The organism is Streptomyces sp. NPDC057623 (assembly GCF_042800355.1).
GTDB lineage: Bacteria > Actinomycetota > Actinomycetes > Streptomycetales > Streptomycetaceae > Streptomyces.
This window is the reverse complement of the sequence record NZ_JBHVGZ010000024.1, coordinates 12,955-32,444: the sequence shown is the minus strand read 5'-3', so window position 1 is coordinate 32,444 and position 19,490 is coordinate 12,955. Positions and strand designations below refer to the sequence as shown.

Sequence of the window (19,490 nt, the reverse complement as noted above, 5' to 3'; positions counted from 1 at the left end):
GGCGTTCGAGGACGAGCCACCACCATCCCGAACCCCCACCCACCCGCAGGCGGCTTCACCCCACCGCGCCGGTCCAGGCATCACAGCCCATCCGGCGTTTGAGGACGAGCCCTTTCAGGGCCGAAAGCGGGGTCTGGGGGCGCAGCCCCCAGGGGTGGGACGGGTAGGGGCGGCGGGGGCGAAAAGATCTCTGCCGTCGCGGAAACGTTCCTCGGAAGCCGAACGCGTAAGGTGGCGTGCTCGTAGACATATACGTGTACGCACAGACACACGCACGCCACCTCATCGCGACGACGGGAGACGCCCTGACCATGCCCGGCACCGGCGGCAACGGCTCCGTGACGCGGAGCACCCTGCGGCAGCAGATCGCGGACGCGCTGCGGGACGAGGTGCTGGCCGGTCGGCTCCAGGCAGGCCGGGAGTTCACCGTCAAGGAGATCGCCGAGCAGTACGGCGTCTCCGCGACCCCCGTCCGCGAGGCCCTCGTCGACCTCTCCGCACAGGGCCTGCTGGAAGCCGACCAGCACCGCGGCTTCCGGGTGCACGAGTACTCCGTCGAGGACTACCGCGGCATCATCGAGGCCCGCGGCCTGGTCACCAACGGCATGTTCCAGGTCCTGGCCACCGACACCGCCCGCAACCGGGACCCCGAGGACCCCCGCGTCCGCGCCGCCGTCGTAGGGGTACGCCGACGCGCCGAGGAGGCCCAGCGCGCCGCGACCGCCGGCGACCTCACCGTGCTCATCGGCTACGACCTGCGCTTCTGGCGCGAACTCGGCGCCCTCTTCGGCAACCCCTACCTCTCCGACTTCCTGCACCGGCTGCGGGTGCAGTCCTGGGTCTGCGCGGTCCAGCACCTGCGCCATCTCGACGATCTGCGCGGCCACCTGTGGTGCCGGCACACCGACCTGGTCGACGCCCTGCTGGCCCGCGACCTCCCCATGGCCCGCGCGATCATCGCCGACCACGACGCGGGCTCCCTCGCCCTGATCGAGCGACTGGCGGGCGGGTGACCCACGAGCCGGAGCCGGCACAGACCCCCGACGTCCCCGACATACCCGACGTCCCCGAGCTCCCGGATCTCTCCCCCGCCACCCCCGCCCTCTCCGTGGTCATCCCCGCCTACAACGAGGAACACCGCCTCCCCCCAACGCTCGACGCCCTCACCGACCACCTCACCGCCGACGCCGGCCGCTGGGGCGAGTGGGAGATCGTCGTCGCCGACGACGGTTCCACCGACGCCACCGGCGATCTCGTCACGGCCCGCCAGGACCCCCGTATCCGCCTGGTCACCGCCCCCCGCAACCGCGGCAAGGGCCACGCGCTGCGGCTGGGGGTCGCCGCCTCGCGCGGGCGTCGCGTACTCGTCACGGACGCCGATCTCGCGACGCCGATCGAGGAGCTGGAACGGCTCGACAAGGCACTCTCCGACGGCAACTGCGCGGCGATCGGCTCCCGTTCGGCCCCCGGCGCCACGATCGGCGACCGCCAGCACCGGCTGCGTGAACTCCTCGGCCGCGCGGGGAACTTACTCATACGCCGTTCCGCCGTCCCGGGCATCCGCGACACCCAGTGCGGCTTCAAGCTCTTCGACGGCGACCCCGCCCGCGCGGCCTACGCCGCCTCCCGCGTCAACGGCTGGGCCATAGACGTGGAGGTGCTACGGCACCTGCGCCGCGCCGGCCTGACCGTCGCCGAGGTCCCCGTGCGCTGGTCCCACCAGCCCGGCTCGAAGGTCGGCCCGCTCGACTACGCCGGCGCCCTCACCGAGTTCACCCGCATCACCCTGCGCCCCGCCGACGTCTTCGCCGCCTTCCTCTTCCTGCTGATGTCGGTGGCCCTCTACGCCGGCCGCTTCTTCGACCCGGCCCACCGCTACCTCCCCGACTCCCTCCGCGACCAGAACCAGTGGGAGTGGTTCTTCGCGGTCACGGCCGACAACGTCACCCACTTCCGCAACCCCCTCTTCTCCGACCTCCAGGGCTTCCCCGACGGCGTGAACCTCATGGCCAACACGGTCATGCCGGGCCTGTCCGTCCCCCTGACGCCGCTCACCCTGCTCGCCGGGCCCGCGGTCAGTCTCAGCCTGGTCATGACGCTGGGCCTCGCCGCCACCGCGGCCGCCTGGTACCGGCTGATCGTCAAGCACGTCGTGCAGGGCCGGATCGCGGCCTTTCTCGGCGCGTCCCTGGCCGCCTTCGCGCCGCCCATGGTCAGCCACGCCCACGCGCACCCGAACTTCGTGGTCCTGTTCATGATCCCGCTGATCGCCGACCGCGCTCTGCGCCTGTGCACGGGCACCCGGGTCGTCCGGGACGGGGTGGTGCTGGGCCTGATGGCGGCGTACCAAGTCCTCCTCGGCGAGGAGCCGTTGCTGCTGTCGGCGCTGGGCATGCTGCTCTTCGCCGGCGCCTACGCGGCCGTACGCCCGGACACCGCACGGCAGTCCTGGCGGCCGCTGCTCAGGGGCCTGCTCATCGGGGCCTCCGTCTGTCTCCCCCTGGTCGTGTATCCGCTGGTCTGGCAGTTCGCCGGGCCGCAGAGCTACACGGGCATCGAGCACAACCCGCGCTCGTTCAACAGCCCCCTCGCCCTGCTCTCCTTCGCCGAGCGCTCCTGGCTCGCGGGCGACGCGCGGACGGCGAACGCCCTGTCCTTCAACACCACCGAACAGAACGCCTTCTACGGCTGGCCGCTGGTCCTCCTCGCCTTCGCGATCCTCGTACGGCTGTGGAAGCGGGCCCTGGTCAAGGCGCTGGCGTTCACGGCGGTGGCGGCGGCCTTCCTGTCCCTGGGGACGGAGTTCCGCGTTCCGCTGACGGGCGTCACCGTCCCCGGCCCGTGGAAACTCCTCGCCGACAAGCCGCTCTTCGAGGCGGTCATCGAGAGCCGGGTCGCGATGATCTGCGCCCCCGCGCTGGGCCTGCTGCTCGCGATCGCCGTGGACCGGCTGCTGGTGGCCCACCGGCCGTGGACCCGCTACGCCGGCCTGCTGGGCGTCGGCCTCGCCCTGCTCCCCCTTGTCCCCGCCCCGCTCAGGGCCGTCGACCGCACCGACGTGCCCGCCTTCATCGCGGACGGGACCTGGGCGTCGTACGTACGCGAGGGCGAGTCGCTCGTGCCGGTGCCGCTGCCGGATCCCGGCGACGCCCAGGCGCTGCACTGGCAGACCGAGGCCGGCCTCGGCTTCAAACTGCCCGGCGGCTACTTCAACGGCCCCTACGGCGACGAACGGGCCGGCATCTACGGCGCCGAGCCCCGCTTCACCTCCAACCTGCTGCGGGACGTCCGCAACACGGGCGAGGTCCCGCCGGTCAACGAGTCCTGGCGGGAACAGGCGCGGGTGGACCTGGCGTACTGGCGGGCCGGCGTCCTGGTGCTGGCTCCGCAGCCGAACGACGGGGCCCTGCGGGAGACCGTGGAGAAGCTGGTGGGCGGACCGGGGAGGTGGGTGGACGGAGTATGGGTATGGGATCTGCACGAGCGGGGACTTGTCCGAGGTCCGCACGAGGGGGTCCGCGCCCGAGCCGCACCGATTACCCTTCCCTGACCGACTTGCTACGCGAGGAGCGCTCTTTTGGCCTGTGACCTGTGGCTGGTACCGCTTGTCGACGTGTTGTGCCACACCCCCGACAACCCCTTCGCCGAGGAACTCGCGCAATACAACAAGGTGCTCGCCGAGGCCGGGCTGCCGCCGGTGCCGGTGTACCAGTACATGCCGGGCCTGTCCGGTGACGTCGCCCCGGTCGCGGGGTTCGACTACGACGCGCTGCACTTCCTGCGCCGCGCGTATCTGCTCCAGGTCTGCGGGCTCCCGGTGACCCCGGTCGACGACCTGGGCGGCGACTACGAACAGCTCCTGGAGATGTTCGAGTCCACGGCCAAGCAGTCACACCTGGTCTGGCACTACGACCACGCGGGGGCCTACGTCCCCGTCGACTTCCCGAGCCCGCTCTCCAACGACGAACTCCTGGCGGGCGGCGGCCCGCTGGGCTCCGCCCAGTCCCTCCTGCGCGAGCTGGAGTTCGTGGCCCAGGTCATCGGCATCGACCCGGCCAACCCTCCGGCGCCTCCGCAAGCCCCGCTCGCCCCCACCTCCTTGGAGGAGCCCGCGGTCCCCGCCCCCTACGACCCGAGCCCCTTCGCCCGTGAACGGCACGTGTGGCTGGGACTGCACGCGGCGGCGACACGGAGCCTGGCGCAGGGGTCGATGATCGTCTTCAGCTGACCGTCAGCCGGCCTTCAGCTGGGACAGCCCCTTCTGCACGTCGTCGAGGTTCATCACCGGCGTGTAGTTCACCTCGGCTCCGAACCTCTCGAAGAGCGGCTCGGTGAGCGGCGGCATCTGGGCGCGTACGAGGACTCCGGCTTGAAGGCCCCGACGATCTCCTGCATCAGCTGGGGCATCTGACCGCTGCGGATGATGTCGTTCGTCTTCTCGGTGTCGAGATGGGCCTGGAGCAGTACACGCATGACGTTCACCTTCCGCTGAGCGATCCGTACGGCCTCACGCTGTGGGCGGCCTGCGCACATCGCCCGCCCACAGCGCCATCAGGAGGAGCAGGGGTACTTCCGCCGGATGCGTCAGCTCTGCTCGACGATGCGGATGGTGCGAATGCCGGTGCCCCGGTAGCGCGTCGGCGTGCCGGTCAGGACCGGACGCCCGCGCGGCCATTCGACGGTGGGCAGCGCGAGGTGCAGCACGTGGGCGCCGCTCCAGTCCGGCTCGTCCTTGCCCTCGTCGTCGGCACCGGCCGTCCGCAGGCGTTTGCCGACTGCGGCAGCGGCCGCGAAGTCGAGCCCCTCGACATCGATGGACGGCAGCGCGCCCAGGTGCTCGGCGACACCGGCCCGCTCCCGCTCAGCGGCGGCGAGGCTGAGTGCCGGGACGAAGACCCGCAGGGCGGGATCCTTCTCGGCCTCCACGACGAGCCGCGAGGCCATGACGTTCCCCGCGCCGAGGGCGAGCGCGGCGGTGTCGTCGAAGATGACGGCACGCGGCAGCGGGTACTTCTCCTCCTGCGTCACTGGACCTCTCCGATCCGCCCGGCCTCAAGGTCGGCCCACAGCTTTTCGCCGGCCTTCTCGTCCTCCTCGGTGTACGGCCTGCCCAGGAAGTGCTCCTCGACGTACGCCTTGGTCTCCTCGTACCGCTGCCTCAGCTCTTCCTTGGTGGGCGTGGCCCCGGCCAGCTCCGTCAGGAGGTCCCGCATGGTCATCCCGCGATCCCGGGCCAGCTCCTGGAGACGGTCCCGGACAGCGGGGTCGACCTTGATCGTGGTGTCAGCCATGGGGGCAGTATACCGATGGTATACCTCCGCAGGGCGTTCCAGTGTCAGGGTCATCGGATTCCTTCGATTGAGTCGACCCGGTCCGCGGACGCGCGACCGGGAGTCTTTCCGCGCCTACGCGGGCGCGACCCGCCACCACCGCCACCACCATCGCCGAAGACCCCGAGCCCACCCGTGCCCGACCTCGACAGCCGTGACCGGCACGGGCGTCGGAACCTCAGGGCACCCCCGCACCAGACACGCCTCCACATGCGCGACCGCCGAGTGCACCGGCCCCGGCCAGTCGTACGCCAGCGCCGCCCGCACCCGCGCGCTGCTGACGCCCCGCTCCCACCACCCCTCCACGAGCGGCGCGAGCCGCAGCGCCTCGGGGCCGTCGAGGGTGAGCCGTGGGTCGATGTTCCTGAGCGAGATGAGCAGGTGCGCGGCGCGTACGGTGTGCCTGCTCGGAGCCTCGGACTCCGGGACTTTTTCGGAATCACCTGTTCGTGGCTCGACTTCGTACGGCGTGTCGAACACCTCGTAGACAACGGGGAGTTGGCCCGCCACCCCGGTCCGCCGCAGATACCGCCGTTCCTCCAGCTCACGCAGTGCGGCGGCGACCTTCCCCCGCCCCTTCGCACTCGGCGTCGCCAGCGCGCGGAGGGTGACGCGGGTGTGGTTCGGGAGGGCCAGCATGCACGTCAGTACGCTCACCGCGCGCCAGGAGATGCCCCGGTCGCGGAGGAGGGCGGCAGAGAAGCCTGAAAAGACGCGCGCACGCGTCGTACGATGAGAAAGCATCCGGAGGTATGGCTCCTGGTGTCGAGCCCCCGGGTGTTGGCGCACCGCGGGGGCATTTCTTGTTGGCGTGACTCTAAGGCCACGCAAAGCGACGATTGCAAGTCGAAACCACCTTTTCCCAGGCGGAAGTTCGCGTTCTTCACTCCTGGGAGTGAAGGGCCGCGCACAGCAGATGCGTGTGGACGCGGCGGTCGGGGGCCGTGGGGCGGTAGCGCCAACTCAAGGGCCAGGTCAGGCCGTCGAGGGCGGGTACCGGGATGTACGAGACACGGCTCGGACCTGCGGTGAAGCGGGTGACGTGGTCGGGCCAGGCGCGGTGGGACGTACTGCCGACGGCCACGAGGAAGTAGACCCCGCGCCGCCCCGTCGCCGTCTCGACGATCGGCCCCGGATCGCCGCCGGTCATCCGCGCGAGCCAGTCGGCCACGTCCCGGCCCTCCTCGCCGTCGACTCTGATCGCGTCGAACTGGACACCGGCCTTGCGGAGTTGAACGCCGGATCCCGGGAGCCAGGTCAGCTCACTTTGCGTATTCACGGGGCCAGTTTGCGGGTGCGGGGCTAGCGTGATCCATGACTCTGCGTGGCTGGTTGAACACGGTTGAGTGCTGGGGTCCGTGAGTTGTGACCGGTTGAGTTCGGTTGAGTTCGGAGGTGACCGCAATGGCGCGGGCGGAGAACAAGGTGGAGGCAGGCGGTACGGCCCATGTGGTCGCCGCCCTGGCGAAGGCGCTGCGGGAGCAACACGGGCTGACACAGCCACAGTTGGGCGACAAGCTGGGGTACACGGCGGCGGCGGTCAGCGCGATGGAGACGTGTGCGCAGCCCGCGAGCGATCAGATGCTGGTGAAGTTGGAGGAGGAGCTCGGGGGTGGGCTGGGCGTCTTCGAGAAGGCCCGCAAGTGGATGCTGCTGGAGAAGTACCCGGCGCGCTTCCGTGGGTTCTCGGAGTTGGAGGCCGGGGCGGTCACGTTGTGCTCGTACGAGACGCTGGTCGTCGACGGCCTGTTCCAGACCGAGGACTACGCGCGGGCGCTGATCGGGGGTGGCTATCCACCCGTGTCAGAGCAGAGGCGCGAAGAACTGGTGGAAGCCCGGCTGGCCCGCCGGGCGCTCTTCGACCGGGACCCGACCCCGCACATCGAGCTGATCCTCGAAGAAAGCGTGCTGCGGCGCCCGTTCGGCAGCTGGGAAATCTTGCGCGGGCAGCTGCGCTCGCTCGCCGAGGACGCCCAGAGGGACAACGTCTTCGTGCAGGTGCTGCCCCTGGACCGAGGGCTGCGCGGAACCTACGCGGGCGCTCGCGGCCCCATGAAGCTCGTGGAGACCAAGGACCACGAGCACGTCGTCTACATGGAGATCGAGGACCAGGCCATTCTCGTCAGCGACCCGGCGGAGGTGTCCCATCTCGCACGCCGCTATGCGAGTATCCGTGCACAGGCCCTGAGTCCCGACGACTCACTGGCCTTCATCGAGCGGTTGGCAGGAGAGGAACGATGACCGGCACCGGAAGCCTTCGCTGGTTCAAGTCGAGCTACAGCGACGACGGCGGCGGCAACTGCCTCGAAGTCGCCTACACCTGGCGCAAGTCCTCGTACAGCGACGGCGGCGGCGGCAACTGCGTCGAAGTCGCCCCCTGCCCCCACGCCACCGCGGCCACCGCCATCCACATCCGCGACTCGAAGAACCCCGGCGGCCCGAACCTCACCGTCTCCGGCGGGGCCTGGACCGCCTTCCTCGACGGGCAGCCGGCCGGCACCGACTAACGCGGAGTCGGCCACCCCCGCGCGCACCCACCGCAAGCGGCCAGACTTCCGGACGGAGCTTCCAGCCGCGCCAACCCGGGCGGATGCGGCAGCGATGCCGCCTGTCGCTTCAGCTCGGCCAATGCCTTCTCGGCCTGCTCGGGCGGAGTGGCAACATTCCGGTAGACCTTGTAGAGGTCGTGGTTCGGGCCGTTCAGCACGGCCCATTCCAGCGCGGTGTGGAACTGAACCTCGAACACATCCAGCTTCGCACGGTCCGCCAGGTAGAGATGAACTCCCTTGTATCGGGAGTCGTCGAGATAATAGTGCCGCGCATCGACGATATCGAGATCGGCACCCCGAGCCGCTTCCGCGAAATCCTCGACCGCCGGCACCAAATCAATGACATCACCGACCTGGACGGTGTATCGAAGCAGGTCGGACACCCTATCCGCCGCAGTCGCCGCGCCACACCCCTCCTCCAGAGAAATGCGGTGGACCTTCTGGCATGTGCTGACGATCCTCTTGATTCGATGACGCAAGCCGACCAGCGCCGTTCCCCGCGGGCGTATCTCCAGGAGCAGGGCCGTCAATCCCGGCTCGGCCTTGAGGGAGTTCGCCAGCCTGCGTGCACCATGCCAGCAGGACGCCGTTCCGAATTTCTCCACCAACTCTCCGGGTGTGAAATTCGTCCAGCCGGGCGGCAGACCTCTCACGCCGACCGGCACCGCGTTTCGTAGCGCACACAGCATCGCGACGGCTTCTTCCCATCCCACATATGGGGAACTCCCGTCCGGCTGCGCATCACACACGGAGCACCTCTCAGGCTGATCAGCCGCGGCCGTCGAGTCGGCCAGGAATGCCACGCCGGTTGAGCCCACCCTGACGGGGTGCGAGAGCTGCGTGGAAGTCGGCGCTGACGGCCTGGTTCAACGGCCCGTCGAAGTCCCGGGCCTGGATGACCGGCCCCTGGAACGTCCCCCCGGAGAGCTCGTTGTACCCGCCCTCGCCGCCAGTCGCCCGGCGGCACCCGCGGTGCCGGTGGCGAGGGCCGTGAGCAGTGCGGGTGCGATCTGATCCACGGACACCATCCCCCGTGAGCGACCGGCGTTCATCGTGGATCGAGAGTAGGCCACCGGGTGCCCAGGCCATCGGCGGCGCACTCGACTCCCCTTCTTCGCAGGAGAGTTGATGCCTGCCGTGATCCGCTCAGCACTCGGCGGTTCGTGCGGAACCATGCGCACGGAAACGCCCGGCCGGATGACCGGCCGGGCGTTCGCGTTCCCGGAACCCGCGGAACCCGTGAATCGGGTGCGGGGTCGCGGGGTCCTACAGGAACGAGTTGATCTCGATCGTCTCGTCCCGGCCCGGACCCACGCCGATCGCGGAGATCGGCGCGCCGGACATCTCCTCCAGCGCCCTGACGTACGCCTGGGCGTTCTTCGGGAGGTCGGAGAAGGACTTGGCCTTGCTGATGTCCTCGCTCCAGCCCGGCAGCATCTCGTAGACCGGCTTCGCGTGGTGGAAGTCGGTCTGGGAGTACGGGAGCTCCTCGACGCGCTTGCCGTCGATCTCGTACGCCACGCAGACCGGGATCTGCTCCCAGCCGGTCAGGACGTCCAGCTTGGTGAGGAAGAAGTCGGTCAGGCCGTTCACGCGGGTCGCGTACCGGGCGATCACCGCGTCGAACCAGCCGCAGCGGCGGTCACGGCCGGTCGTCACACCCCGCTCGCCGCCGATACGGCGCAGCGCCTCGCCGTCCTCGTCGAAGAGCTCGGTCGGGAAGGGGCCGGAGCCGACACGGGTCGTGTACGCCTTCAGGATGCCGATGACCCGGCTGATCTTCGTCGGGCCGACGCCGGCGCCCGTGCAGGCACCGCCGGCGGTGGGGTTGCTGGAGGTGACGAACGGGTACGTCCCGTGGTCGATGTCGAGCAGGGTCCCCTGGCCGCCCTCGAAGAGGACCACCTTGTCCTGCTCCAGGGCCTGGTTGAGCACCAGGACCGTGTCGGCGACGTACGGCGCGAGCTTGTCGGCGTAGCCCAGCAGTTCGTCGACCACCTGGCCCACGTCGATGGCGCGGCGGTTGAAGACCTTGGTGAGGAGCTGGTTCTTGCCGTCGAGGGCCGCCTCGACCTTCTGGGTCAGGATCGACTCGTCGTAGAGGTCCTGGACCCGGATGCCGACACGGTTGATCTTGTCCGCGTACGTCGGCCCGATACCGCGGCCGGTCGTCCCGATCTTCCGCTTCCCGAGGAAGCGTTCCGTCACCTTGTCCACCGTCACGTTGTACGGCGTGATGATGTGAGCGTTACCGCTGATCAGGAGCTTGGACGTGTCGACGCCACGCTCGTTCAGCCCGTTCAGCTCGGAGAACAGGACCGACGGGTCGACGACGACACCGTTGCCGATGACCGGGGTGCACCCCGGGGACAGGATTCCGGAAGGGAGCAGGTGGAGGGCGTACTTCTGATCACCCACGACTACCGTGTGGCCGGCGTTGTTGCCGCCCTGGTAGCGCACCACATAGTCGACGGATCCGCCTAGCAGGTCCGTCGCCTTTCCCTTACCTTCGTCACCCCACTGAGCACCGAGCAGCACAAGTGCGGGCACGCGCGTACACCCCTTCCGGGCGGGGCATGTCCAAGGTCAGGGGTATACACGGAGGGTCTCCGCCGTGTACACCACGACAGGTCACGACCGTCGTTGGCCGTGAACCGTCGGACCGGATGGCCCCGGAATAGACGAAGCCCCTGGCGCAATAGCGCAAGGGGCTCTTGCACAAAGATGCTACCCGAGGAAGCGAGGCATGGCCGAGGTGGCGACTTTCGCGATGTCCGATCAGCTGCTGGTGGTGATCGATCCGGCTGCCCGGCGGACGGACGGGGAGTCCGTCAGGATCGCGAAAGACGTGCTCAGCGCGGGTGCGGCGACGAAGGTATGTCTGCCGGACGACCCGGACGAGTTCGCCCGCGCGCTGACCCGCAGGGGGTCGCGGCGGCCCGTGGTCGTGGGCGACGACCGGGCGCTGGCCCGTGCGGTGGCCCTGCTGCACCGGCGGCGGGAGCTGGCCGAATGCGTGCTGTCGGTGGTGCCGGTCGGCGGTGCGCTCTCGCTGGCCGAATCCCTCGGGGTGCCCACGGGGGCGGTGGCGGCGGCCCGGGCGGTGCTGGAGGGCGTGGAGCGGCGCCTGGACCTCCTCGTGGACGACAGCGACGGCGTGGTGCTGGGCGGGCTGCGGATCCCCCCGATACGGGACCCCGCCGCGCCGGACGGGGCCACCGCGGTGGGGGTGGGTGCGGGGCGGCCCTGGTTGCGGACCTGCCAGTCGCTCGTACGGACCCTGGTACCGGCGCGGGGCGCCTCCCCGGCCGGGTCGGGGCCCTCGCGACTGCGCGTCGAGGTCGACGGGGCGCTGCTGGTGGACCTCGACCAGCCGGTGGAGGCGGTCTCGGTGACACCGGGCGCCGACGGCGTGGCCGAGGTGGAGGTGCGTCCGCTGTCGGTGGGCGCGGAGGCGTCGCCCCTGCTGGCCGCTGGACGGACGGTGACCGTGTCGGGGGCGCACTTCCGGTACCGGGCGGACACGGAGGTGTCGGGGCCGGTGCGGACGCGGACGTGGGTGGTGCGGGAGGGGGCTTGGGGGCTTACGGTGCCGGGGTGAGCGGTCAGGCCTCGTCCGCTTCAGGGGCCTGGAAACCAGTGGTGTCAAGCGTGCAGTCGAACGGGGCGGGGATCGGGAGCTTCTCGCCGAACGGCCTCGTGCAGCGTGACTCGTATCCCTTGGCGGAGGGCGTCCAGAACACGGTGGACTGCTCTTCCTGCATGTCGAGGAGAAGGTAGACGGGGACGCCTGCCCTGCCGTAGACAAAGACCTTGTCGGTCAGGTCGTCGTCACGGGTGGAGGGAGAGGTCAGCTCGGCAACGAAGGAGAGGGCGTCGCCGTCCAGGCGGTTACTGGTCGTCCTGAACGCTCGTCGGGGCGCCGCGTGGACATCCGGCCCGTATGCACGCTCATCCCCCGGAAAGACGTAAAGATTCGGGCCGTAGCTGATGCGGTGCCCCTCGGGAAGGCAAGGCCGGAGCTGATCACAGATCAGCTCCATGACGTCGGTGTAGTACCCCTTCGAAAACGGCGACAAGACGATGCTCCCCCTGATGATCTCGGCCTTGTAGCCGTCCGGCGCGATCAGCTCGTCGAGGTCGTCAAGCAACGCCTCGAAGCCGCGGGGCTCGGTGCCGCTTATCGTCGGTCGCTCAGTCATCAACGTCATGATGCGCCCTCCCTTTGATGCAGACCAGCCGCAACTCAGCGTAGCGATTCCACTACGCCCGCGCAGACGATCTCCCGACTCCGAGCTCAGCCCTGCCCGAACGTCTTCTCCCGATGGACCCGCCAGCGCTCCATCATCGCCGCGACCTCGCCCTCGACGAACTCGAAGAAGGCGAGCGTCTCGGCCATGCGGCGCCCCGCCGGGGTCTCGGGGCCGAGGCTGCTCACGCCCTCGCGCAGAGCCGCCTCCCAGCGCTTGAGGACGGCTTCGCGGTTGGTCAGGGCCTCGTACCACTGGTCGCCGTGCACCCGGTAGCGCTCCCGGCGTGAACCGGGCTCCCGCTCGCGGGACACCATGTGCGTCTGGGCCAGGTAGCGCACCGCGCCGGAGACGGCCGCGGGACTGATCTGCAGCTGTTCGCTCAGTTCGGCGGAGGTCAGCACGCCCTTGTCGGAGGCGAGCAGCGCGGCGAAGACCCGGGCGGCCATGCGCTGCATCCCGGCCTCGACGAGCTGCGCCGCGAAGGACTCCACGAACTTCGACACGGACTCCGCGTCCCGGCCGGCTCCGGCTGATTCCGTCATGCCCTCACCCTATCCGGACTTCATACGCTTCCTTAACTTCACAAATTTCTGAAAGAAGCGTACGTTCTGAAGCATGACGAAGGCAATCACCGTCTCCGGACTGCACAAGTCGTTCGGCAGCACGCACGCGCTCGACGGCCTCGACCTGGACGTCGAGACCGGCGAGGTCCACGGCTTCCTCGGCCCCAACGGCGCCGGCAAGTCCACCACCATCCGCGTCCTGCTCGGCCTGCTGCGCGCCGATGCGGGCGGCGCGCAGGTGCTCGGCCGCGACCCCTGGACGGACGCGGTGGAGGTGCACCGCCGCATCGCCTACGTGCCGGGCGACGTGACCCTGTGGCGCAACCTCTCCGGCGGCGAGGTCATCGACCTCTACGGCCGCCTGCGCGGCGGCCTGGACAAGGGGCGGCGGGCAGAGCTGATCGAGCGCTTCGAACTGGACCCCACCAAGAAGGGCCGCACCTACTCCAAGGGCAACCGCCAGAAGGTCGCCCTCGTCGCCGCGTTCGCCTCGGACGTGGACCTGCTGATCCTCGACGAACCGACCTCCGGTCTGGACCCGTTGATGGAGGAGGTCTTCCAGCGCTGCGTGGAGGAGGAACGTGACCGGGGCCGTACGGTCCTCCTCTCCTCGCACATCCTCAGCGAGGTCGAGGAGCTCTGCGACCGGGTCAGCATCATCCGCAAGGGCCGTACGGTCGAGAGCGGTTCGCTCGCCGACCTGCGCCATCTGACGCGGACGAGCGTCACGGCCGAACTGGCGGGCCCGCCCAACGGGTTGTCGCACCTGCCCGGGGTCCACGACCTCGACGTCCAAGGCATGCGCGTCCGCCTCCAGGTCGACACCGACAAGCTCGACGCCGTACTGCGCTCCCTCAGCGAGTCCGGCGTACGGTCGCTGACCTCGACGCCGCCGACGCTGGAGGAGCTGTTCCTGCGGCACTACCAGGCGGACGCGCCGCAAGAGGCGGCCGCACGATGACCGCCACCGCCTTCAACGTACGACCGGCAGGCTCGCGCCAACTGGCGGGCACCGGAACGCTGTTGCGCTTCGCCCTGCGCCGCGACCGGGTGATGATCCCGGTCTGGGTGGCGGTGAACACGCTGATGATCCTCTCCATGCCGAACACGCTGGAGAACCTCTACGCCACCCCCGCCGAACGCGCCGACCTCATCCGGAGCACGGCGACCAACGCCTCCTTCCGCGCCCTGATCGGCCCGGTCTTCGACGACTCGATCGGCGCCCTGACGGCCTGGCGGGTCGGCGTGTACGCGGGCGCGCTCGCGGCGGTGCTGAGCATGCTCCTCGTCGTACGGCACACCCGGGACGAGGAGGAGAGCGGGCGCCAGGAGCTGGTGGCGTCCGGGATGGTGGGGCGCAGGGCCTCCCTGACGGCGGCACTGCTGACGGCGGCGGTCGCGAACGCCGTACTGGCCCTGCTGGTGACGGCCGGGCTGTCCGGCCAGGGCACCACCGGCGCGCTGGCCTTCGGGCTCGGACTCGCCGGGGTGGGCATGGTCTTCGCCACGCTGGCGGCGATCGTCGCCCAGTTCACGGAGAGCGCCCGGCTGGCGCGGGGGCTGACGGCGGGGCTGGTGGGCGCCGCGTTCGTGCTGCGCGCGGCGGGCGACTCGGCGTCGGACGACGGCTCGTCGGCCCTGACGTGGGTGTCGCCGCTGGGCTGGCTGGAGAACCTGCGGGCCTTCGCCGGCGAACGGTGGTGGGTGCTGCTGCTGTTCGCGGGGGCGGCGCTGGTGCAGGGCGCGGTGGCCTACGAACTCGCCGGGCGCCGGGACGTGGGGATGAGCTTCCTGCCCGCCCGCCCGGGTCCTGCTCTGGGCCGCCTCGGCACAGCGGGTGCGCTGGCCTGGCGGTTGCAGCGCGGGAGCGTGCTCGGCTGGTCGATCGGCTTCTTCCTCGCCGGGGTCGTCTACGGCGGGCTGACCGACGGGGTGGCCGACCTGGTCGGGGACAACGAGAACGCGCGGGAGATCTTCGAGCGGATGGGCGGGCAGTCGGGACTGACGGACGCCTTTCTGGCGTCGATGGTGGGGATGCTGGGCCTGATCGCCGCGCTGTACGTCGTGGCGTCGGTGCTGCGTCTGCACGGCGAGGAGACGGCGGGGCGGGCGGAGCCTGTGCTGGCGAACGCGGTGGGGCGACTTCGGTGGGCCGCAGGGCATCTGGTGGTGGCGTTCGGCGGCTCCGTCCTGATCATGCTCCTGGCGGGGCTCGGCTTCGCCGTCGGCTACGGCAAGGAGGTGGGCCCGATCCTGGGCGCCTGCCTGGTACAGCTCCCGGCGATCTGGGTCGTGGGCGGGCTGGCGGTCCTGCTCTACGGGGTGCTGCCGCGCGCCGCGATGGGGGCGTGGGGAGTGGCCGGGGCGGTGCTGCTGATCGGCTGGGTCGGACCCGCGCTGGATGCTCCGCGGGTGGTGCTGGATCTGTCGCCGTTCGGGCATCTGCCGAAGTTGCCGGGTGGGGGGATGGAGTGGGGGGCGGTGCTGGTGCTCACCGGGCTCGCGGTGCTGCTGGTGGCTGGAGGGCTGGCGGGGCTGCGGCGGCGGGATGTGTCGACGTAGGTTGCGTGACCGTGACGCCTACTGGCGCCGCCCCCGACGGGGGTGAGGGGGCGGCCTCGCCGCGCGGGCCAGAAGCGGGGAGGGGGAGGGGGGAAGGCGTCACGTCGCGTACTCGGGATACAGGGTCGGCTTCGACTCGATCTGCTCCGGGGTCAGCGCCGGCACGGAGAGATTGCCGGTCACGAGCGTGTTCTGCCCGCACCAGGTGCCCAGATCCACCTGCCAGCCGCCTGCCTCCATCTCCCAGTCCTCGTCGGGGAGCTTCACGACGACGTCGCTGCCGCAGATGAGGGACCGGTTTGCCTGGGTCACGATCCACGCGGCCTTCTCTGTCTCCGTGGCAGTCGCCCGGTTGCACCGGTCAGCCATCACCCACACCTTGCGCCAGCGCACGGCCGGGTTGACCGGGCCGATGTACGCGACCTGACGGCCGTCCACGAGCCTGCTCGCGTAGCCGAAGACGGGCCCGAACATCGTGAAGACACAGAGACGTCCCCGGCCCTTCGCGGCTTCGGCAGTCGCCATGAAAGCTCCCTTTTGTGCTGGTTCCCGGACGTGAGTGGCCGGACTCTAACGGCAGCCACTGACAGTGGCCGGGGATCAGCAGCAGGGGCCGTCGCCGCAGCACGTGGGTGCGTTGCACTCGGCCGCGGTGCCCCACAGGATCCGGTCGACGTGGAAGCCCTGGGCCTCGATCCGGGTGGTGACGTCGGCCATCAGGCCTTTGGTGCGCATCTTGCTGTTGGGCTGGTGGTGGAGGAGGTATCCGAAGTTCTTCCGACAGAAGTCGGCGTACCGCTCGGTGTGGAGGATCGCGGTGTGCCAGCCGGGGTCGACGACCTGGGACGGCGCCATGGTGTCGCCCGAGCGGGTCGTACCCATCACGAAAATCATGGCCAGGGCCTGATCCATGACCCGGTCCGCGAGGGCGCGGCCCATCTTGTACTCCTCCGCGCAGAACGCGGCGAGCATCTCGAACTCGTCGGCGCTGACCAGGTCCCGACCCTGCCGCTGGGCGATTGACGTCTGTTCAGGTGCCACGGTCATGCGGAAGTCCTCTCTTCGAATCTCCCAACTGGTGCTCGACGTTAGGAGCCTGGCGGGCATCAAGGCCAGCGATGTGCAGATCTGTGCAGAGAACACCTCCTGCCAGGAGACCTGGCGACGTCACGCTCTTGACCGGATGCGTATGGAAAGCCACGCTGATGCAACGAACTGCACAACTCGTCGACGGAGGCAGCCATGTCGCTACTGTTCATCGGCATCGACCCCAACACCGGTGACGACAAGAGTCCGACCGTGTGGGTCGACCAGGAGAAGAAAGAGTTCGTCCTACAGGGCTGGAAGCCGGGCACCGAGCTGGAGGCGGAATGCGCCGCTTTCCACGTGCCCGGGCACGCGAAGGGCATCCCGGACGACGAGGCAGTGATCCGTATCCCAGCCAGGATGACACCCATGATCAGGGAGGCGTGCGATGCCCTCGAACGAGCCGACGTTCGCTGAACTGCTCGCGGACTGTGCACACTCCGCAGTCCACCTTGAAATGCGCGACCAGTACGCCGTAGACGAAGAGGTCGAAGCCTTCACTGCCTGGCGCAACGGCTTCCGCCACGATCCAGACGATCGCGCATCGTGGTGGCGACCATGGCTAGACCTGATGCAGGCAGTCGCCGCCCGCGGCGTCGTAGTACGGCGAGCCCGGATCGTCTCCGAGCCGGTGACCGAGTACATCCGCTACGAGCACTCGGGCACGTTCACCAACATCGCCGCAGGCGAGCAAGTGCGCTGGCTGCCGCGTCGCCAAGCCTCGGCCATCGCCCTGCCGGGGAACGACTTCTGGCTGTTCGACGACCGTGTGATCCGCTGGAACCACTTCACGGGCGACGGGGCGTCGGCCGGCCAGGAGATCTCCGACGATCCGGCGGCTGCGAAACTGTGCATGGAGGCGTTCGAAGCAGTATGGGCGCGTGCCATTCCGCATGACGAGTACAAGATCCGCTAGCAGGGAAGCTCAGTAGGCCAGCTCATGTCCGTCTCCCCGTCCTCGTCGGCCCAGGCCGCGCGCGAGACCGTCGCCAGACGGTTGCGCGACCTTCGTAAGGCAGCCGGGCTGACGGTCGTTGAGCTGGCCGACGCCTGCGACTGGCACTACTCGAAGACCTCCCGCATCGAGAACGCCCTCACCGGTCCATCCGCGAGGGACATCCGCCGCTGGTGTGCCGCCACCCACGCCGAGGACCAGGCCCAGGACCTCGTCGCCCAGTCCATCAACGCGGAGTCGATGTACACGGAATGGCGGCACCAGGTCCGCAACGGGCTCAAGCAGCTACAGGGCAGCTCCGCCCGGCTCTACCAGAACGCCGAACTCATCCGCGTCTACTCATCGACCGTCGTGCCGGGCCTCTTGCAGACCGAGAGCTATGCCACCGCCGTACTCGGCATGTCGGCCCGCTTTCACGGACTCCCGATCGACGACAGCGCCGAGGCGGCACGGGCCCGCATGGAGCGCTCACGGGTCATTCACGAGCGGGGGCACCGCTTCGTTCTGCTGGTCGAGGAGTCCATCCTGCGCTACCGGATAGGGGACGCCGAGACGATGGCAGGCCAGCTTGGCTACCTGCTCACCGTCGGCTCGTTGCCAGCCGTCTCACTCGGCGTCATCCCGATGGCGACGCGCGAACGGAGCCAGTGGCCCGAAGAGACCTTCCACGTGTACGACGACACCCTTGCCACCGTCGAGCTGGTATCGGCCCGCGTGAAGGTCACCCAGCCGTCCGAAGTCGCCCTCTACATCAAGACGTTCGAGCATCTGCGCCGCATGGCCGTGTACGGGGCGGACGCGCGGGCCCTGATCCTGCACGCGATCGAGGCCCTGCGCTGACCCCCTGGACGCCGCGTTACTGGCCGAGCGAGCCGCCCTTGGCGCCTGCCAGGAAGGCATGCCAGCCGGCGGGACCGACGTAGAGGTGAGGGCCGTGGGGGGTCTTGCTGTCACGTACGGCACGGCCGCCGGTGGAGGTGGGGGCGACCTCGACGCAGTTGCCCTGCTGTCCGGAGTACGACGACTTCCGGAAGGGGCCTGTGGGCTCAGGGGTCACAATGATCCGTTCTTGGCGCCCGCCAGGAAGGCATGCCAGCTGGCGGGGGTGACGTGCAGGTGGGGGCTGTGCTGGTCCTTGCTGTCACGAATGGCTCGGCCACCGGTAGAGGTGGGGGCGACCTCGACGCAGTCGCCCTGCGCCCCGGAGTATGACGACTTCCGGAAGGGGCCTGTGGACTCAGGAGTCACGATGCATCGTCCTTGCTTCTCTGTAGCGCGCGCTGAATGAGTTGCGCGCTCGCATCAGGTGCCAGTGCTGCCGATCGTAGATGGTCGAACGCGAGCGTGTAAGCAGCGAGATCCTCGGGCGACTCAAGGATCGAGGTGCCCCGCAGGTTCTCCAGCGTCACCGCTTCCACGACCGGCCCCGTGCCGAAGCTGAAGGACGCGAAGGCGGACGTCTCACCCGCGAGCGCTCCGGCGCTCAAGGGGAGGACCTGGACGGTTACGTTCTGCCTGCTGCCGACCTCAATGATGCGCGCAAGCTGCTCCCGGTGGATCTCAGCTCGCACCAGCGGGTGAATGATCACGGGCTCCCAGATGATGGCTGTGAACGCCGCCCCGCCCTCCTCGATCTTCGCCTGACGCGCCTCGCGCACCTTGACCATCTGCCCCACACGTTCCGGAGCGACGTAGATCGGACTGGCCGTGATGACCGACTCCGCGTACGCGGGCGTTTGCAGCAGGCCCGGCACCAACGCCTGCGCCCACACCCGAATGTGAGTCGCGTCGTCTTCCAGAGAGATGTGATCGAGGTAGTCCGCCCGCAGATGCTCGGCGTGCTCCAACCACCACCCACGATGCTTGGACCGCTTCGCCAAGTCCTCCAGCCTGATGCGGACTTGAGGGTCATCCACGCCGTAGGCGCCGAGCAGGACGCGGATCTCGGCGATGCGCGTCTTCACATGCCCGCTCTCGATGCGGCTGATCCGAGTCTGGTGCACGCCGAGCGCTTCCGCCGCCTGCGGCTGATCGAACTTGGCCGCTTGGCGGTACCTCCTGAGCGCGGCTCCAAGTCGCCTACTGCGCACGGTAGGCCGTCCCTCTGCGGGCATCGCTTCCCCTCTCCTGTGAGGTCCGGATCACCACTCTAAGGCGGCTTCAGATCACAGCCAAGCCAAATTCAGCATACG

Annotated in this window: 24 protein-coding genes; 11 read left to right on the top strand and 13 right to left on the bottom strand. The window is 69.3% G+C overall.

The features are described from left to right. The first annotated feature begins 311 nt into the window (after positions 1-311). Genes ACFU95_RS24155 through ACFU95_RS24145 form a run of 3 tightly spaced genes read left to right on the top strand, consistent with a single transcriptional unit; the run spans position 312 to position 4,228 of the window. Positions 312-1,013, top strand: a complete 702-nt coding sequence (locus ACFU95_RS24155) for a GntR family transcriptional regulator (protein WP_383831364.1) — start codon at positions 312-314, stop codon at positions 1,011-1,013. A 41-nt stretch (positions 1,014-1,054) separates the two neighbouring features. Beyond that, the gene (locus tag ACFU95_RS24150) at positions 1,055-3,550 is read left to right on the top strand and encodes a glycosyltransferase (protein ID WP_383831362.1); all 2,496 of its coding nucleotides are present in this window, start codon (positions 1,055-1,057) and stop codon (positions 3,548-3,550) included. A gap of 27 nt (positions 3,551-3,577) precedes the next feature. Continuing rightward, positions 3,578-4,228, top strand: coding sequence for a hypothetical protein (locus ACFU95_RS24145; protein ID WP_383831204.1), 651 nt, complete (start codon positions 3,578-3,580; stop codon positions 4,226-4,228). 356 nt (positions 4,229-4,584) lie between these two features. On the opposite strand, the gene ACFU95_RS24140 is transcribed toward ACFU95_RS24145, so the two are convergent. The 4 genes from ACFU95_RS24140 to ACFU95_RS24125 form a co-directional block, all read right to left on the bottom strand. Further along, a complete protein-coding gene (locus tag ACFU95_RS24140) occupies positions 4,585-5,028 on the bottom strand; it encodes a hypothetical protein (RefSeq protein ID WP_383831202.1) in 444 nt (147 codons plus the stop codon). After that, entirely contained in the window at positions 5,025-5,291 is a 267-nt protein-coding gene (locus tag ACFU95_RS24135) for a hypothetical protein (protein ID WP_383831200.1), read from the bottom strand. The genes ACFU95_RS24140 and ACFU95_RS24135 overlap by 4 nt, the downstream gene beginning before the upstream one ends. A 114-nt stretch (positions 5,292-5,405) precedes the next feature. Continuing rightward, on the bottom strand, positions 5,406-5,987 hold the full coding sequence (locus tag ACFU95_RS24130; RefSeq protein WP_383831198.1) for a hypothetical protein: 582 nt from the start codon (positions 5,985-5,987) through the stop codon (positions 5,406-5,408). A 226-nt stretch (positions 5,988-6,213) separates the two neighbouring features. Next, a complete protein-coding gene (locus ACFU95_RS24125) occupies positions 6,214-6,609 on the bottom strand; it encodes a hypothetical protein (protein WP_383831196.1) in 396 nt (131 codons plus the stop codon). Between the two features lie 116 nt (positions 6,610-6,725). Between ACFU95_RS24125 and ACFU95_RS24120 the strand changes: the two genes are divergently transcribed. After that, positions 6,726-7,571 (top strand): Scr1 family TA system antitoxin-like transcriptional regulator, encoded by an 846-nt coding sequence (locus ACFU95_RS24120; RefSeq protein WP_383831194.1) that lies wholly within the window; start codon positions 6,726-6,728, stop codon positions 7,569-7,571. Then, positions 7,568-7,837 carry a DUF397 domain-containing protein gene (locus tag ACFU95_RS24115; RefSeq protein WP_383831192.1) on the top strand — a complete coding sequence of 90 codons (270 nt, stop codon included), beginning with the start codon at positions 7,568-7,570 and terminating at the stop codon, positions 7,835-7,837. The genes ACFU95_RS24120 and ACFU95_RS24115 overlap by 4 nt, the downstream gene beginning before the upstream one ends. Here ACFU95_RS24115 and ACFU95_RS24110 read toward each other — a convergent pair. Both ACFU95_RS24110 and ACFU95_RS24105 read right to left on the bottom strand, forming a co-directional pair. Further along, positions 7,834-8,592, bottom strand: a complete 759-nt coding sequence (locus ACFU95_RS24110) for a hypothetical protein (protein ID WP_383831190.1) — start codon at positions 8,590-8,592, stop codon at positions 7,834-7,836. The genes ACFU95_RS24115 and ACFU95_RS24110 overlap by 4 nt on opposite strands. A gap of 553 nt (positions 8,593-9,145) precedes the next feature. After that, positions 9,146-10,429 (bottom strand): adenylosuccinate synthase, encoded by a 1,284-nt coding sequence (locus ACFU95_RS24105; protein WP_383831188.1) that lies wholly within the window; start codon positions 10,427-10,429, stop codon positions 9,146-9,148. Between the two features lie 196 nt (positions 10,430-10,625). On the opposite strand from ACFU95_RS24105, the gene ACFU95_RS24100 reads away from it, so the two are divergent. Continuing rightward, entirely contained in the window at positions 10,626-11,480 is an 855-nt protein-coding gene (locus ACFU95_RS24100) for a diacylglycerol kinase (RefSeq protein ID WP_383831186.1), read from the top strand. Between the two features lie 4 nt (positions 11,481-11,484). Here ACFU95_RS24100 and ACFU95_RS24095 read toward each other — a convergent pair whose 3' ends face one another. Next, positions 11,485-12,090, bottom strand: coding sequence for a Uma2 family endonuclease (locus ACFU95_RS24095; RefSeq protein WP_383831184.1), 606 nt, complete (start codon positions 12,088-12,090; stop codon positions 11,485-11,487). 86 nt (positions 12,091-12,176) lie between these two features. Further along, positions 12,177-12,674 carry a GbsR/MarR family transcriptional regulator gene (locus tag ACFU95_RS24090; protein WP_383831182.1) on the bottom strand — a complete coding sequence of 166 codons (498 nt, stop codon included), beginning with the start codon at positions 12,672-12,674 and terminating at the stop codon, positions 12,177-12,179. A gap of 73 nt (positions 12,675-12,747) precedes the next feature. On the opposite strand from ACFU95_RS24090, the gene ACFU95_RS24085 reads away from it, so the two are divergent. Both ACFU95_RS24085 and ACFU95_RS24080 read left to right on the top strand, forming a co-directional pair. Continuing rightward, the gene (locus tag ACFU95_RS24085) at positions 12,748-13,656 is read left to right on the top strand and encodes an ATP-binding cassette domain-containing protein (protein ID WP_383831180.1); all 909 of its coding nucleotides are present in this window, start codon (positions 12,748-12,750) and stop codon (positions 13,654-13,656) included. Further along, complete coding sequence (locus ACFU95_RS24080) at positions 13,653-15,257, top strand: ABC transporter permease (RefSeq protein ID WP_383831178.1); 1,605 nt, start codon at positions 13,653-13,655, stop codon at positions 15,255-15,257. Before ACFU95_RS24085 ends, ACFU95_RS24080 begins: the two co-directional genes overlap by 4 nt. Before the next feature lie 99 nt (positions 15,258-15,356). Here ACFU95_RS24080 and ACFU95_RS24075 read toward each other — a convergent pair whose 3' ends face one another. Both ACFU95_RS24075 and ACFU95_RS24070 read right to left on the bottom strand, forming a co-directional pair. After that, positions 15,357-15,782, bottom strand: coding sequence for a hypothetical protein (locus ACFU95_RS24075; protein WP_383831176.1), 426 nt, complete (start codon positions 15,780-15,782; stop codon positions 15,357-15,359). Positions 15,783-15,857: 75 nt separating this feature from the next. Then, entirely contained in the window at positions 15,858-16,304 is a 447-nt protein-coding gene (locus ACFU95_RS24070) for a hypothetical protein (RefSeq protein WP_383831174.1), read from the bottom strand. Between the two features lie 195 nt (positions 16,305-16,499). Here ACFU95_RS24070 and ACFU95_RS24065 point away from each other — a divergent pair, with 195 nt between their 5' ends. From ACFU95_RS24065 to ACFU95_RS24055, 3 genes are read left to right on the top strand one after another with little or no spacing between them, the layout of a single operon-like run. Next, positions 16,500-16,760, top strand: coding sequence for a hypothetical protein (locus ACFU95_RS24065; RefSeq protein ID WP_383831172.1), 261 nt, complete (start codon positions 16,500-16,502; stop codon positions 16,758-16,760). Beyond that, positions 16,732-17,259 (top strand): DUF6879 family protein, encoded by a 528-nt coding sequence (locus ACFU95_RS24060; protein WP_383831170.1) that lies wholly within the window; start codon positions 16,732-16,734, stop codon positions 17,257-17,259. Before ACFU95_RS24065 ends, ACFU95_RS24060 begins: the two co-directional genes overlap by 29 nt. A 24-nt stretch (positions 17,260-17,283) precedes the next feature. Further along, on the top strand, positions 17,284-18,138 hold the full coding sequence (locus ACFU95_RS24055; RefSeq protein ID WP_383831168.1) for a helix-turn-helix domain-containing protein: 855 nt from the start codon (positions 17,284-17,286) through the stop codon (positions 18,136-18,138). 16 nt (positions 18,139-18,154) lie between these two features. Here ACFU95_RS24055 and ACFU95_RS24050 read toward each other — a convergent pair whose 3' ends face one another. From ACFU95_RS24050 to ACFU95_RS24040, 3 genes are read right to left on the bottom strand one after another with little or no spacing between them, the layout of a single operon-like run. Continuing rightward, on the bottom strand, positions 18,155-18,355 hold the full coding sequence (locus ACFU95_RS24050; protein WP_383831166.1) for a DUF397 domain-containing protein: 201 nt from the start codon (positions 18,353-18,355) through the stop codon (positions 18,155-18,157). After that, positions 18,352-18,546: a DUF397 domain-containing protein gene (locus tag ACFU95_RS24045; RefSeq protein ID WP_383831164.1), complete on the bottom strand. Its 195-nt coding sequence runs from the start codon at positions 18,544-18,546 to the stop codon at positions 18,352-18,354. The genes ACFU95_RS24050 and ACFU95_RS24045 overlap by 4 nt, the downstream gene beginning before the upstream one ends. After that, entirely contained in the window at positions 18,543-19,412 is an 870-nt protein-coding gene (locus ACFU95_RS24040) for a helix-turn-helix domain-containing protein (protein WP_383831162.1), read from the bottom strand. Before ACFU95_RS24040 ends, ACFU95_RS24045 begins: the two co-directional genes overlap by 4 nt. Positions 19,413-19,490: the final 78 nt, after the last annotated feature.

Bases quoted from the DNA above. Each gene is read 5' to 3' on its own strand.
- ACFU95_RS24155 (WP_383831364.1), top strand. From the start codon at position 312: ATGCCCGGCACCGGCGGCAACGGCTCCGTGACGCGGAGCACCCTGCGG.
- ACFU95_RS24135 (WP_383831200.1), bottom strand. From the start codon at position 5,291: ATGGCTGACACCACGATCAAGGTCGACCCCGCTGTCCGGGACCGTCTC.
- ACFU95_RS24115 (WP_383831192.1), top strand. From the start codon at position 7,568: ATGACCGGCACCGGAAGCCTTCGCTGGTTCAAGTCGAGCTACAGCGAC.
- ACFU95_RS24100 (WP_383831186.1), top strand. From the start codon at position 10,626: ATGGCCGAGGTGGCGACTTTCGCGATGTCCGATCAGCTGCTGGTGGTG.
- ACFU95_RS24095 (WP_383831184.1), bottom strand. From the start codon at position 12,090: ATGACGTTGATGACTGAGCGACCGACGATAAGCGGCACCGAGCCCCGC.
- ACFU95_RS24090 (WP_383831182.1), bottom strand. From the start codon at position 12,674: ATGACGGAATCAGCCGGAGCCGGCCGGGACGCGGAGTCCGTGTCGAAG.
- ACFU95_RS24085 (WP_383831180.1), top strand. From the start codon at position 12,748: ATGACGAAGGCAATCACCGTCTCCGGACTGCACAAGTCGTTCGGCAGC.
- ACFU95_RS24080 (WP_383831178.1), top strand. From the start codon at position 13,653: ATGACCGCCACCGCCTTCAACGTACGACCGGCAGGCTCGCGCCAACTG.
- ACFU95_RS24075 (WP_383831176.1), bottom strand. From the start codon at position 15,782: ATGGCGACTGCCGAAGCCGCGAAGGGCCGGGGACGTCTCTGTGTCTTC.
- ACFU95_RS24070 (WP_383831174.1), bottom strand. From the start codon at position 16,304: ATGACCGTGGCACCTGAACAGACGTCAATCGCCCAGCGGCAGGGTCGG.
- ACFU95_RS24065 (WP_383831172.1), top strand. From the start codon at position 16,500: ATGTCGCTACTGTTCATCGGCATCGACCCCAACACCGGTGACGACAAG.
- ACFU95_RS24060 (WP_383831170.1), top strand. From the start codon at position 16,732: ATGCCCTCGAACGAGCCGACGTTCGCTGAACTGCTCGCGGACTGTGCA.
- ACFU95_RS24055 (WP_383831168.1), top strand. From the start codon at position 17,284: ATGTCCGTCTCCCCGTCCTCGTCGGCCCAGGCCGCGCGCGAGACCGTC.
- ACFU95_RS24040 (WP_383831162.1), bottom strand. From the start codon at position 19,412: ATGCCCGCAGAGGGACGGCCTACCGTGCGCAGTAGGCGACTTGGAGCC.